Below are 13,600 nucleotides of genomic sequence, written 5' to 3'. Positions count from 1 at the left end.
GAACTCACTTTCCGGAAAAGTTATACGATTAAGGCTTTAAAACAGAGGCAAGTAAAGCCCTAGCCTTAATGTTGGCGAGATGATAAGATATCAGGGTCTCCAGGAGAGGTGGTCGAGTGGTTTATGGCTCTGGTCTTGAAAACCAGCGTGTCTGCAAGGGCACCGTCGGTTCGAATCCGACCCTCTCCGTTCAATAAGTAGCTAAAGCCCAGTCACTCACTGGGTTTTTTATTGCCTAAGTGCCTGAAAAATCACTGTTAAAGGCAGGGAAGAGACATCTGCATTCAAGCTACTAACTCACGATGCTCGATCAACTTAGATGCAAGTTGTTTTTTTGCGCGTTCAACTTTCTGACGAACACGCTCACGGCTAATACCAATTTCATTGGCGATTGATTGAAGGCTTTCATCATCAATAACATTACGGCGGAGAAGCACTTGGTCATGATTCATAGCAAATTCCGTTTGCATTTCTAACATATCCCTAACAATCTCCCACTGGAATATATCAATATCGAGTGTTGACTGCTCATCGCAAAGCATTTCGTTATGGGTAGAACCATCACCATCGCTGCCAAGTTTCATATCTAACGAAGTGGTTCTTTTTGCAACTAGAGCGTGGCGAAGGTTGCGTAGCTGTACAACGCTAATATCTAACCGCTCACAAACCTGCTGCTCATTCAATCCAGGAGGCAAATGATTCAATTTGATAAGCATGTGGTGCATAGAGGTTGGCACCCTGATCGTTGATGCAGTTTGATCAATTGCCCTGCTGATTGCTTGACGAATCCACCAATAGGCATAGGTACTGAATTTATAGCCCAGCTCTGGATTGAATTTCTCAACTGCGCGAGTCAGACCAATGCATCCTTCTTGAATCAGATCACCAGATTCCAATTGGCCCACCTGGCGGTGCATATATTTGCGGCTTACGTTGATTACAAGCCTAAGGTTGGCTTTGATCATCCGGTCCTTGGCCCGTTTGCCAGCCCGTTGTTGACGTTGTGTAGCCTCTGGTAATTGACCGCGCTGTATAGCAGTTCCAAGCGTAATTTCTTCAGCTGGCGTGAGCAGTGGAATCCGCCCCATCTCGGCTAGGAACTGATCAATGTTTCCGTTGACAAGAAATGGCATTGAGTTCAGAAGAATGGTCGATAGATTGCATCGTGGCGTGCATCGCCATTCGTGACTGTTAAATCCACCACCTTAAGAAAAACTAGCGAGTCAGAAACACTCCGCGAATGTGGCGGAGCTTATCGCTGTTGAGTGAAAGCGCCATTGGAACTGGTCTGGGAGAAGCTGAGATAAAGGTCTTAGTGAAGGACTATCTCTGAAGAAGCAACTGAGTGCTGTATTTGCGTCATTGTCAGAAGATCACACGGAGAGCGATGACTAACAACTCAAGGGTTTTCTCAGGCACCATCCGGAAAACAGTGGTGACTGCTGTTATTTGCTTCGGAATAATCGGAGCCACCACATTGGCCGTAGCTCAGTCAGCTGAAGCAAACCAGCACAACAGGCAGATACGCCGTGAAAATAGGCAACTACGTCGTGTCGTGCGTCATGACCGACGGGATTGGAATCGATATCGCCGTAATAGCTATAGCAATGGAAGGTTTGGCGGTTACAGGCCTCTTCGTCCTACCTACGCCTATGGATATGGATACAGAAATTGAACAAGGTATTACCGTCCTTCAGGCTTGAATGTTCAAATTAGGCTTTGATCTGGAATCGACCACCCTTATCGTGGGCTCACCATTTCGAATATGCCCATCCAGGTCATCCATAAAAGTTGATTGATCAGTAATGGCTCACTCATCTGGGCCTCGGTCTGGCCTAAGTCATGGCTGCGCGAGATCCCCATTCCGAATGTTTGTAAGCCATGAATCAGAATAAAAGATCTGATTTACAAATTAAAAAGTACAACCAACAAGTTCAGCACACCAATTCACCTCACCAGTAAAATCGTGAGTTACAGTTACCTAATACTTAATGAATTCACGTGCTGATTACAACAACACCAACGGTGGAAGGTAGGAACATCATTCACTACCGAGGTCTTGTCACAGGTGAAGCGATCATCGGTGCCAACATTTTCCGTGACATGCTTGCAAGTATGAGAGACATCATCGGCGGTCGCTCGCGTGCATACGAGGAAGCGCTGCAGAAAGCACGCCAAGTAGCCACCGAAGAAATGGTGGTTAGAGCTACTGCAATGAAAGCCAATGCGGTAATCGGGGTTGACATTGATTACGAGGTATTCAGTGAAGGAGGGATGATGATGGTTTCACTCAGTGGCACCGCTGTCCTTTTAAGTGGTGAAATCCCCCAAGAAAAACTTCCAACAACAAAATAGTATCAATAAATCAACGCAGAAGCACTTTAAGCCTCTCCTGATCATCACTCAAAAAGATAGGATCACGATATGCAGTCAGCTATAACAAGCTTTTAAATGATGCCAATATTGAAATAAACTACACATGTAAATCAAAAGAAGAAGCAGATTATCGAGAGCTGTGTCTACTGCGAGAAGTCAAGGCAAGGATGCTCGCTACAGACAGAATCAGCTGAAAACTGCTTTGACATCCACAAACGCAATCAGTATTGATAAAAGGAATGCCACTCCATGATCAAAATCAGGTTGCAGGCTTAAAACCAGGTCCTGGCATGACAGGAGTACCACCATTGCAGAAGTTGGAGGCAAAAACTTCTTTGTCTTGAACCGTCCAATCAGGTTTATTGGCCTGATACCAAGCAATGCTGTCGTCGTAGCAGAGGTTCCAACGAGTCGAATGCTGAGCAATCGGACGCAGCGAAATCGCAACAGAAACTGAACTCACTGTGGCTACAACTGCCAGAATTGGAAACAAGTGAGCATTGATCATCTCGCGGGCTTGGGACATGACTGGATGTTTCGAGTACGACCATTCTTAACCATGGTGCAAACCCAAAACACTCCTACATTTGCCGAGCAAACGACGCAAGCCAAACACGCAATCAACGGGAGCATCAGACAAAAGAAAACCCCGCCAAAGGCAGGGGTTCTCGGCTTCTAAAAGGAAGTGTTGCCTCGTTTCCACTCCATGAAGGAACCCTCGTAACACATGCTTTCTGTTTTTTAGCGGGCACTGTGCAAGTGATCGTCAACACTTAGCCAAGTGTCACAGGATTGGCTTCTCAGCGTGGCCAAACCATCAATTGCATCAGTTGAACGAGCCACATGACGGTCATGAGCGTGATGACCACGCACATTGCCAAGCATGTTCCCGAGAAATCACCGCGAACCCATTCAGCACCTGCTGCTGCCCAACATTCTTGTCGTCAATGAAAAGCTCGGCAACAGTACGTCCATAGCGATCTGTTGTGATTCGGCGAATACCCACCAGTCGACCTAAAACCAAGGCCCTCAAATTGTCAGCAGAACGTTCGAAGGCGCTATTATCATACGAAGTGGGGCGCATCCTGGTGGCCCTAAAACGTTGACGTTTGGCAATATCAGGCGCATCGATACAAGCCAACCTCACTTTTTCAGCGTCAGTTGTCGTACACGTATCCCCGTCATAACACCCCTGAAATCGCACGAGAGGAAGACGTGGATCACTAGCTTCCGCCACAGTGGTTGGAGCTAGCAACAAGAGTGTGACCAAGGCAAACTTCAGCATGAAGCAATTTTTACCATTGAGATGGATGATCTCAATGGTTTAGGTGAGAAAAAATGCCTTGCATATGAAGTCTCAGCGCAATAGAGAAATCCTGAAAGAAAAGCTAGTCCTCCGACCATAACGAGGGTACAGAACTTAGGGAGTTGAGAACTTGTGGACGTCGCTTACCTAGCAGATGAAGCCCAGTAACGGCGGTAGATCGATTGCGTTTTGGGGAGAACAAAAAGGATTGCCATAGCAGGGTTTGATGCGGACTAAAGCTTTAATAGCTCGATCGAATACGTCATGCAAGCATTAAATGACACAAAACTGCGAACCTTGGAAACTTTTAAGCATCAAGGAGGGAAGGTATTAATACTTATCAACCTTTAGTGAGCTAGAAGACTCATTCAGGTCCTAACCCAATGACACACATATCAATAGTCTCAGCGCTAGCAATCAACACTATTGGAAGTTTGGTATTGCAAGCAAACAGATCGAAGCCTGGCCACCTTGAAAGGATAACAATAGATTTTGAGTATTATTATACAAATACAGGCATTTATACCATCAAAAACAAAGACATTCAAAACAAAACGCAGAAAGATGCACAAGAAAAAGCTTGTAAGAAATAACTTAACTTCACACCCAAGGCATAATCGAAGGCCGTGCTCCAGAATTCAGATGAAACGAATTAAAGGAATCTGGATCGAATGGAAAATTTTATCGATGTACGACTCAGCGCAGAAGAGGCTGAGCTAATCGACTTTGCACTAGATCTGGTGGTTGATGCTTACGGAAAGAACCTTGATCAAGGCGGAATCGTTGATCAGCTCAAGGAAAAGTACAGAGGTACAGAAGCACGAGCTTTTGTGGACCAGCTCCGAAGACGTTGCTACATCGCCACGGATCTAGACTAAACATTCAAATCAAGTCAACAAAAAAAATTCGGAGATACGCATCGCCCATTAACCTCTGCTGGGGTGTCTACGAAGGCAATCATGCCTAAAAGAGTTGAGTTAATCCAGAAAACAAATATCTTTCTACTTCAAACCTAAGAAGTCCATGCGAGTACCCCTCATTTTGACAATCAAAACGTCAGAACCTAGCTCTATCGGCCTCAGCAAAATGAGTCATAGCAAAGAGTCCGGTAGCCAACCAACTCCTAACCCAGATCAAGTTGAAAATCTCAACCTACCTCTTAGAGGAACAATTCGAGTTTTAGATCATAATCCTACCCATTAGAGCCATGAATGACACTTAACAATGGCGCCAGATTGGATTAAGATTCACCAGCACTAAAAATTCGGCGAGCTGCACACACATTCAAAAAAGTAAACTACAAGTGAGATGACAGACTGCAGTTGCTATTCCTTTAAAATATAAGAGCAGGCGAAGCCCGGCAATTAATCTAAAACATTCATATCTATTCTCAATTTAAAGTATCAGACCAAACAGATGGGCAGATCAGTTGCACACCAATATTCAGCCCTTGGTTTGGATGTGAACACTTTGCTTGCTATTTGGAGCCACAGTGCGAGAACATAAGGTCAATAAGTAAAATTACTCATGATCAGTATTGAGCGGCTCACTCCCAATGGCTGGAAACCGAGTGCTAGCCAGGCCGATATTCATTCGGCCGTCACCTATGCCAAAGCGCTATGCATGGAAGAACCTTCCACATACAGAGTTCTTCGTAACAGTGATTTAATCTGTTTAGTAAGACAACAGGGGATCATCTGGATCAATGCCAGCTCAGAGGTCATGGGAGAAACCCAGATTGAAGAAACCGTCTCAGTTTGATCGCAATAGCTGAACATTCTGACTCACATTACTAAATCAAAACGTTCTTCCTCTCTTGGTCCCACTAAACAACACAAACAGACGTCGGATACGACAACAGACCGCTTAATGCGAAAGAAGCAAAAAATAGATTATTGTCAATGTAATCACCTACCGATAAATCCATTCATTACCACGCCAACGAAACTGATCGCCTACAAGGTATTCTCTACCCACACATCATTCAATCGCAGTATTTTTATGCGACACAAGATCTCAACATAAATCCTGTCTACATCAAAGATTGACGAGAGATCTCATTTCCAGAGCTACAACTTAATGGCAAAAGCAATAAGATTTATTTATTCAGCATAAAAATAATCTACCAAACGGCCGCAGGGCCTACATAGAGTGGCTCATCCGTACTATTGATTCGCTTCTTTGCTTGCATTGCGTACAACAAAAAGCCCCGCTTAGCTGAGCTATGCGGGGCGGGTGATGGGGAACCTTCAGCATGACACACTTTGGTCAGTTTTCCACAAAATCAGCCATTCAGCACCCTGTTGCCAGTTTTATCCACAACGTGGGGGAAAACTACTGGGCAGCCGCCCAATCTGTGGAGCGCTAGCCAAAGATCGTGGAGAACTGCTAAACCACACAGTGGGAATCGATCTATCCTTCGTTGGGCTGGGTGATGGGGATCATTCCAGTGAACTCTCCCTCCCTGTCGAGGGAATTCTTATTCTTGAGCTAAAAGGATGTGTCATCGACCTGAGTTGGTCATGGAACCTATCACTCAATAAAACCTTTCAATTGCCAAAGACGAAGAAATAAAACAGGCATCATGTGTTTTGTTGATAATGATTCAAAGGATCTATTGATTTATCAGAAAATACCGCAATAGATCATCACTCCGCTGATCATTCCAAGGAATCAATAGTCTTTAGCAGCATGACATCGCTCCTCAAAGGAGAATATCTATCTAAAACTGATTGGGTCTAAAAATTGATGTCAAATAATAATCTCTATTGGCTAGCATAGAGCGCCTTAATTGCTCATCACAAGTAAGTAACAAGCGAAAGTATTGACCTTTTAGTATTTTAATGACACACACCTATGAACAAGTAAGGCTTAGGATAAATGCGCCAGTGATGCGCTTCAGATCATCACGTTTGTGACGACAACAGTATATAAACAAATCCATCTTACCAAAGTCAAACGACTGAAAGACACAGAAAATTAGTATCATTTAAATTCAAGAAGGTCCATCTCGTAATAAACCAGACACGCAGAACATCTATCGATTGGGACAAACAGACTTTGAAAAACTGATCATAAGATTATTGGCAGGTAATTCCTGGACATGCATGCTTTTGAGGTTAACATCCGAACAAATTTTCTCCACATCTCCAAGATCACGTACCCCCCATAATGTATTGCGCTCACGCAACGATTGATCAAAGGCCTCATTGCTCGAGCTCGTATGAAAACCATTTCGGCGATAAGGTCCATAAAGAATTAAGCGACCTCCAATTGGAAGAGATTCAGAGGCCTGTCTCACTAACGATTGAGAACAAATCCAAGGGGCAATATGAACAAGATTGATCGCAACTATAGCTTTTAATTCAACACTTACCGGCTCAGGAAGCGGCCAAGGTCGTTCAAGAACATCGAGTTGTAAGGCTTGTGGCATCTGAGCACCCAGACATTCATGTTCAATCCAAGCGTTAATACTTTTGCAATGATCCGCATCAGGATCACTCGCTTGCCACAAAACACCGGGAAACCGACGCTGAAAAGTTACAGCATGTTCACCACTTCCGCTCGCAATTTCAAGGACAGAGCCCTGTTGCGGCAGAATTTCAACAAGAGCATCTCCAATTGGGCCACGATTCCGCTCTGTTGCTGGGAAATAAAGACGATCTTGATCAGTGGGTGAAACCATCAATACAAAAAAGCTGAGAAATCAATCTGTAATCAAAACGAACAAGGAAGCTAAGAATTAAAATACAAATCACTCGATCCATATTAGCTCATCCCAATGCGATACAAATACATCAGCAACAAAAACGAACCAGACGCCTCCTGAAGTTGATCAACTCTATTCGCATCGAATATACTATTAAAACCAGAAATTGAGCCTTTACCGATACAAACATTGTCAAGAACGTATCAAGCAGATCGTGCAGAATCCTAATCAATAATCAGCTCTTTTTTTTCAGAGACAGTCCTGATCAGCAACGCTATAAGTAGGGAACACATCGATCCTGAGTGCAAGACTTGAGATTGAGAACAGCCTAAAAAGCTTCTCGACGGTTCCCATGCTCTGCAACGACGCTATTTATTTCATGAGCTGATGTCATGGAACTCAAGCAGCGAGGCTTTGGCCCCCATGCGAGGGCTTAACTTAGTTGATAAAAATATGCCCTGAGGGGCCTAGAAGCGATGCCCCATCCATCACGACTGGCAGCTCTACAGGCCATTCAACAACGCAAGCCCATGGCTTGCGAGACAACTCCTCTTCTGGAAGAGATATGGGCCAGTGATGTCTTCACACTGGCGCGCATGAAAAATGCACTCCCCAAGGAAGCTTTCAAGGTGGTTCGTCGCGTGATCCGTGATGGAGGCAAGCTGAACTTAGAAGTAGCTGACGCGGTTGCTCAGGCGATGAGTGATTGGGCCGTCAGCAATGGTGCTCACTATTACGCGCACGTCTTCTACCCCCTCACAAATTCAACGGCTGAGAAACACGACGGTTTTATTAGCCCACAAAGAGACGGTCAAGCCATTCATGAATTTTCGGGCAAACTCCTTATCAAGGGAGAGCCTGATGGGAGTTCCTTCCCCAATGGTGGGATTCGCTCCACATTCGAAGCCCGTGGATACACAGCGTGGGATATCACAAGTCCCGCGTATTTGATGCGAACGCCTAATGGCGTCACCCTATGCATCCCCACTGTGTTCGTGAGTTGGACAGGCGAAGCTCTCGACAAAAAAACCCCACTCCTGCGCTCAAACGCAGCAATGAATCGTCAAGCGCAACGGTTGCTTCATTTGCTTGGCAACAAGGACGTAGCTGCAGTGAACAGCTCTTGCGGCGCTGAACAAGAATATTTCCTGATCGATAGTCAATTTGCAACGCTCCGACCAGACCTCCTTCTCGCAGGTAGAACCCTGTTCGGCGCTCCATCACCCAAGGGGCAGCAATTTGATGATCATTACTTCGGTGCAATTCCTGAACGTGTTCAGGTCTATATGCAAGACGTAGAACACCAGCTGTACAGGCTCGGAATTCCTGCAAAAACTCGCCACAACGAAGTTGCTCCTGGGCAATTCGAAATCGCCCCTGTTCATGAAGCCGCCAACGTGGCGACGGATCATCAACAAATGATCATGACTGTGTTGCGCAGCACGGCAAAACGCCATGGATTTACCTGTCTCATGCATGAAAAGCCATTTGCTGGCATCAATGGCTCTGGCAAGCATGTGAACTGGTCTGTGGGCAACAGCACTCAGGGCAATCTTCTTGACCCTGGCTCAACCCCCCACGACAATCTGCAATTCCTCTTGTTCTGCGCCGCCGTGATCCGTGGTGTGCATCGCTATGGCTCACTCTTAAGAGCAGTCGTTGCGACAGCAGGAAATGACCATCGATTAGGAGCCAATGAGGCTCCACCAGCGATCATCTCGATGTACCTGGGCAAACAGCTAGAAGAAGTCTTCCAGCAGTTCCAGCGTGGCGAGGTGACCGGAAGCAGCACAGGCGATGTGATGCGTCTGGGTGTCGACAGCCTGCCTGAGTTCAAGAAGGATGCTGGTGATCGCAACCGAACATCCCCGTTTGCATTTACAGGCAACAGGTTCGAATTCAGAGCTGTGGGATCTGGCCAATCCGTTGCTGGTCCACTGGTGGCGATGAATACCGTCCTCGCAGATTCACTGGAATGGATTAGCGATCAAATTGAGGCACACATTGCCGAAGGGCAATCCTTGGAAGCATGTGCGGCAGGCGTCCTAAAGCAAGTGATGGACCATCACGGTGCAGCTGTCTTTGGAGGTGATGGATATTCCGATGCATGGCATCAGGAAGCCACCGAGCAACGGGGATTGGAAAACCTACGCAACACCGCCAACGCCCTTCCAGTGCTGCGCCGGGACGACGTAAAGGAACTGTTTCAGCGTCAAGCTGTGATCTCACCAGTGGAATTAGAGAGCCGCTACGAGGTGTACAGCGAGCAATACACGCTGGCCGTAGAGGTTGAAGCCAAAGTTGCACTGTCCATTGTTCGGACACAAATCAGCCCAGCTGTTCAGAAACATCTGGGCTCATTGGCACGCAGTATCAGCCAACAACAAGCCGTAGGCCTGAACCCTGATCAACGGACCCTGCAATATGCGGCAGAGCTACAGCAACGAATGCAGGATCAAATCAATGCTCTCGATGATGAATTGCACCAGCTGCATCACGGCGACACCACTGCATCAATGAACCACGCAGCAAACGTTCTTCTACCGCGTCTCCTGCAGCTGCGGGATGTTGTGGATGGGCTTGAAGGCCTCGTCGATGACGATCGTTGGCCTCTTCCTTCCTATCGGGAGATGCTATTCGTCAGTTGAGCAAAGATCCCGTCATGGCATCAACCAGGAAGGCAGTAGGTCAAAGCATGCTCTTAGGCCTACTGATGGGTTCAGCTTTACCCATTGCTGTTATGGGCGAAACGACCCATCCCAGCCAAGTTGTGACCGTACTCAAGATCAACAATGGCCAGGAGGTGCTGGTTGACATCAATGGAGAAGGAAGAGCGGTTCGACTGGCCTGCATTCAAGCTCCCTTACAACAGCAACAACCCTGGTCGGCTCAAGCGAAATCAGCGCTGAGCAAAGCACTGCCGCAAGGCTCAGCCGTACAGATGGAATTAAGGGCCAGGGATGTCTATGGGCGTGTTGTAGCAAGGCTCCTGAAGGGAAAAACGGACATTGCCTCCCCTCTCATTCGCAGTGGTCAAGTCTTTGCCTACGACGGTTATCTGGGCCGATGCGACGACCTTAACTATCAAAAATTGCAGAGTGAGGCTCAAAACAGGAAAGCAGGCCTATGGGCCGTGCAAGGCGGAATTGCACGACCATGGGACTTGATCGAGGCAAGTGGAGAGCAACAAGAGCCCTAGAAATACGCCGCTTGGTAAAAATGGCCACAACCTCGCAGGAAACAATCATGCTGAATTAGAAAAAGTTTCAGATTTTTCATGGGCTACGAACCTGGAAGTACCGATTGCCGCCTGTTGATTGATGCAAAGCACCATCTCGAGGAAGCGCTGTTGACCCTATACGCCATGCCACACACAGATCACATTCAAAGACAGTTGAAAGCCGTCTATCGACAGCTTGAAGGAATGCATGATCTCAAACGTGCCGGAGGATCTCAGGTGTCGCTTCAAAATGCAGATTGGTATTCAGAATCCGTTCGAACATGACCCAGCAAGAGCGTTCAAATGATTTCATGGTTTTCAAACGCTGATCAGGCAGACTTGAAGGGTCACTTCCCCCGCATTGCATGTTTGAGAACCGTGATCGCCCCGCATGGGTGAACTGGCTGTTTCTTGCGATCTTCCTGTTCAGCTCGTGGCAACTCGCCGGATACTGGTTTCAGCAGCTTCATGGCTAACGACGCGACTGCAGGCTTCCCATAAGGAAAGTCCAAGAAACAATCAGCGCAATCAAAGATCAACGCATTCAAAATATATAAGTGAAAAATTAGCAGCATTAAAGTTTTAATTTTATTATTGAGAGACTGAAGCAGGAGAAGCAAGCGAAAGCCACCATTGATACACTGCAATGTAACCAATAGACGACGAAAGATAGACCGGAATGCATATCATAAACTTATTAATGACACGATATAGCAATTCCTCCAAAGAATTTCACTCTCACAACTCAAAACTCGAGGGTTGATGGAGTCAGCAATCAAAGCATAGAGATAAACACAGAAAACAAAATTTAAAAACTAATAAGGAAATGTTATGCACAAGTATTTTTCCACCGATTGGAAAATGATAGAGAAGAATATCTTGAATCACAGTTACGCAATAATTCAATAACCGTACGCGACTTCATTCGTGGGCTAATTCTCTCTGACAGATTCCGACGAGGTAACAAAGACTGCAATAATAACTACCGTTTGGCAGAACAAGTCGTCGCAAGAGCATTGCGAAGGAAAGCATACAATGAAGAAGAAGGGCAAACATCATCGATAATTATTGCAGAAAAGGGATTTAATTATTTTATAGACTATATTCTGAATAGCAACGAATAAATATCAAGATTTGGCTACGATATTCCGCAAAGTGAATTTTCACGCCTTTTTCCTGGTCGAGCAACAGGGTCTATACCCTTGCATCAACAATACACAAGATACGGCTTGGACTGGCAAAAGAAACTAACATCTAATAAATCCATATTGCCGATTACGGATTATTTAATTTTCAGCAAAAGACATCACTTGAGAAACTACTTTACGACAAACCGACAAGAAAAACTCTAAAACTCTAGATACTTACGCTGGCAGCAACCATCGGGATTACGATCTGGATTACATTGGCAATACTTAGATCAACCTTTACAATCAACTGATCGAAGACTCATGAAGGAATAGTGACATTCTAATTTTAATCCAAGACGGATTAAAATCAAAAACCCACTAATAAGACTAATTAGCAAGCATAAGGAGGTAAACTCTTATCCTTAACATACGAAGAACTGATCAGTCCAATAGGACCAAAAACTAATCCGGCAATCAGCCATATCCAATATTGTTTGTTTTTGGATACTGCCAATGCTGCACTTAAAAGCCCACAGGAAAGCAAAACAAAAAATATATTAATTAGAACGTTACTATTAAATTTGCGAAGCTCGTAGCAATGACTTTAGAGATTGGGATGTAAAATTAGAATGTCATTATTGACAGGCAAATATGTATCCATAGCAGCTGAAACATGTATCAAAGTCGTGAAAAATAAAAACACCGAAGAACCATAAAAGAGACATCAAAATCAAAGCGATACAAAATTGAAGTGATAAAGTATCCAAACAAAAGACAACTATCAAAACAACTAACCGAGTAAAATCCCATCTCTAGATTTGAGCAAAACACTTACTATTTACTCTCCCTTTTAATGGTGCCACGCGCAATCTTCATGCTTCCCATGATTTCAAGAGCCAATGGTTGGGTATGGTTGAACCATCGCTCAATCGCTTCAAGCTCTTCTTCTTGGTACTTCCCAAGCAACGCAACAAGACGAAGATCCATCTGTAAGCATTAAATTTAACATTGAAATATTAGATGCTGAGACGTAATGCACTTGAAAAACAATCACAATCAATGGTGATATATGAAATCAAAGCCTGTATCTAAGAAAAGGCTTGAGCAGTGAAGTGATCTGATCTGCAAAACCCAGGAATGTAGAGATCAATAATCAATAGGCTTAGAATCCCATATCATTTCAACAATCGATCAGATACATGAAATATAAAATGGCACCTTGTCCCCTACTGACTCTCTCTTGCTGGCAAAAGAGTCATTACTCAATATCGAAAATATTTCACTTTTACCATTCTTCCTCTCATTCCATCTTCGTCTTTCCAAACACCATCTTGAATCTTCTTGTTTTCATAACCTACAAATAGTTTTTCTTTTGGCTCATACTCACACATGCGTGAATAAATTTTCATTGCTTTTGTGGGGTGCTGCTTGACAAGAAAATTCTCCACTAATTGATTCCATTTATAGAGCCTATCTGCATATTTTAATTGATCTATTGTCGAACCAGAAGAGTTGGATGTAGGAGCTAGATTCTCAAGACCGAACCTTGAAGCCTCCTCCGCTATATTAATATTTGTCGCGTAAACAACAACATTCCCGCTATCCTTCCAGTCTTCGCACTCCTCAAAAGCTTCTGCTTTTGAGGTAAACAAGCCTGTATCTTTATCGAAGTCAAAACCTGACAAGCCAACCATCAAAAAAGCTAACGTGGGAATTTTTAAAAACCTCATTGCCATACATTCTTGACGATGTTCATCCTAGCCGATAGAAGAAGCATAAACTATATCGAAGCATCTATTAATATGAATCAAAGAGAAAAAAATGAGGCATTGACCAAGGCAATGAAAAGCCTAGACTTA

General features: G+C 44.7%; 14 protein-coding genes and 1 tRNA gene. 9 read left to right on the top strand and 6 right to left on the bottom strand.

The window, feature by feature from the left end; translation table 11 throughout:
* Window positions 1-102: 102 nt before the first annotated feature.
* Window positions 103-189, top strand: a tRNA-Ser gene (locus tag SynSYN20_RS06160).
* 95 nt (window positions 190-284) lie between these two features.
* Here the strand turns inward: SynSYN20_RS06160 and SynSYN20_RS06155 are convergent.
* The gene (locus tag SynSYN20_RS06155; RefSeq protein ID WP_186525154.1) at window positions 285-1,133 is read right to left on the bottom strand and encodes a sigma-70 family RNA polymerase sigma factor; all 849 of its coding nucleotides are present in this window, start codon (window positions 1,131-1,133) and stop codon (window positions 285-287) included.
* A 429-nt stretch (window positions 1,134-1,562) separates the two neighbouring features.
* On the opposite strand from SynSYN20_RS06155, the gene SynSYN20_RS06150 reads away from it, so the two are divergent.
* On the top strand, window positions 1,563-1,703 hold the full coding sequence (locus SynSYN20_RS06150) for a hypothetical protein (RefSeq protein WP_186525153.1): 141 nt from the start codon (window positions 1,563-1,565) through the stop codon (window positions 1,701-1,703).
* Between the two features lie 298 nt (window positions 1,704-2,001).
* Window positions 2,002-2,355, top strand: coding sequence for a heavy metal-binding domain-containing protein (locus SynSYN20_RS06145; RefSeq protein WP_186525152.1), 354 nt, complete (start codon window positions 2,002-2,004; stop codon window positions 2,353-2,355).
* A 280-nt stretch (window positions 2,356-2,635) separates the two neighbouring features.
* Here the strand turns inward: SynSYN20_RS06145 and SynSYN20_RS06140 are convergent, their stop codons facing one another.
* Window positions 2,636-2,902, bottom strand: a complete 267-nt coding sequence (locus tag SynSYN20_RS06140) for a hypothetical protein (protein ID WP_186525151.1) — start codon at window positions 2,900-2,902, stop codon at window positions 2,636-2,638.
* Window positions 2,903-3,226: 324 nt separating this feature from the next.
* Window positions 3,227-3,661: a thermonuclease family protein gene (locus SynSYN20_RS06135; protein ID WP_186525150.1), complete on the bottom strand. Its 435-nt coding sequence runs from the start codon at window positions 3,659-3,661 to the stop codon at window positions 3,227-3,229.
* Window positions 3,662-4,353: 692 nt separating this feature from the next.
* On the opposite strand from SynSYN20_RS06135, the gene SynSYN20_RS06130 reads away from it, so the two are divergent.
* Together SynSYN20_RS06130 and SynSYN20_RS06125 are read left to right on the top strand one after the other, a co-directional pair.
* On the top strand, window positions 4,354-4,560 hold the full coding sequence (locus tag SynSYN20_RS06130; protein ID WP_186525149.1) for a hypothetical protein: 207 nt from the start codon (window positions 4,354-4,356) through the stop codon (window positions 4,558-4,560).
* A gap of 649 nt (window positions 4,561-5,209) precedes the next feature.
* Window positions 5,210-5,443: a hypothetical protein gene (locus SynSYN20_RS06125; protein WP_186525148.1), complete on the top strand. Its 234-nt coding sequence runs from the start codon at window positions 5,210-5,212 to the stop codon at window positions 5,441-5,443.
* Window positions 5,444-6,719: 1,276 nt separating this feature from the next.
* Here the strand turns inward: SynSYN20_RS06125 and SynSYN20_RS06120 are convergent.
* Window positions 6,720-7,367 carry a DUF938 domain-containing protein gene (locus SynSYN20_RS06120; protein ID WP_186525147.1) on the bottom strand — a complete coding sequence of 216 codons (648 nt, stop codon included), beginning with the start codon at window positions 7,365-7,367 and terminating at the stop codon, window positions 6,720-6,722.
* Window positions 7,368-7,867: 500 nt separating this feature from the next.
* Here SynSYN20_RS06120 and SynSYN20_RS06115 point away from each other — a divergent pair, with 500 nt between their 5' ends.
* The 4 genes from SynSYN20_RS06115 (at window position 7,868) to SynSYN20_RS14685 (ending at window position 11,735) form a co-directional block, all read left to right on the top strand.
* A complete protein-coding gene (locus SynSYN20_RS06115; RefSeq protein WP_186525146.1) occupies window positions 7,868-10,039 on the top strand; it encodes a glutamine synthetase III in 2,172 nt (723 codons plus the stop codon).
* Between the two features lie 14 nt (window positions 10,040-10,053).
* Complete coding sequence (locus SynSYN20_RS06110; RefSeq protein ID WP_186525145.1) at window positions 10,054-10,590, top strand: thermonuclease family protein; 537 nt, start codon at window positions 10,054-10,056, stop codon at window positions 10,588-10,590.
* A gap of 78 nt (window positions 10,591-10,668) precedes the next feature.
* Window positions 10,669-10,896, top strand: coding sequence for a hypothetical protein (locus SynSYN20_RS06105; RefSeq protein ID WP_186525144.1), 228 nt, complete (start codon window positions 10,669-10,671; stop codon window positions 10,894-10,896).
* A 569-nt stretch (window positions 10,897-11,465) separates the two neighbouring features.
* Window positions 11,466-11,735 (top strand): phycobilisome rod-core linker polypeptide, encoded by a 270-nt coding sequence (locus tag SynSYN20_RS14685; RefSeq protein ID WP_186525143.1) that lies wholly within the window; start codon window positions 11,466-11,468, stop codon window positions 11,733-11,735.
* An 840-nt stretch (window positions 11,736-12,575) separates the two neighbouring features.
* On the opposite strand, the gene SynSYN20_RS06095 is transcribed toward SynSYN20_RS14685, so the two are convergent.
* Window positions 12,576-12,728 (bottom strand): hypothetical protein, encoded by a 153-nt coding sequence (locus SynSYN20_RS06095; protein WP_186525142.1) that lies wholly within the window; start codon window positions 12,726-12,728, stop codon window positions 12,576-12,578.
* Between the two features lie 275 nt (window positions 12,729-13,003).
* Window positions 13,004-13,477, bottom strand: coding sequence for a hypothetical protein (locus tag SynSYN20_RS06090; protein WP_186525141.1), 474 nt, complete (start codon window positions 13,475-13,477; stop codon window positions 13,004-13,006).
* Between the last annotated feature and the right edge of the window lie 123 nt (window positions 13,478-13,600).

Source organism: Synechococcus sp. SYN20, from assembly GCF_014279555.1.
Classification (GTDB): Bacteria; Cyanobacteriota; Cyanobacteriia; order PCC-6307; family Cyanobiaceae; genus Synechococcus_C.
Note: the sequence above shows the minus strand (reverse complement) of the source record. Positions and strands in the feature narration are given on the sequence as shown.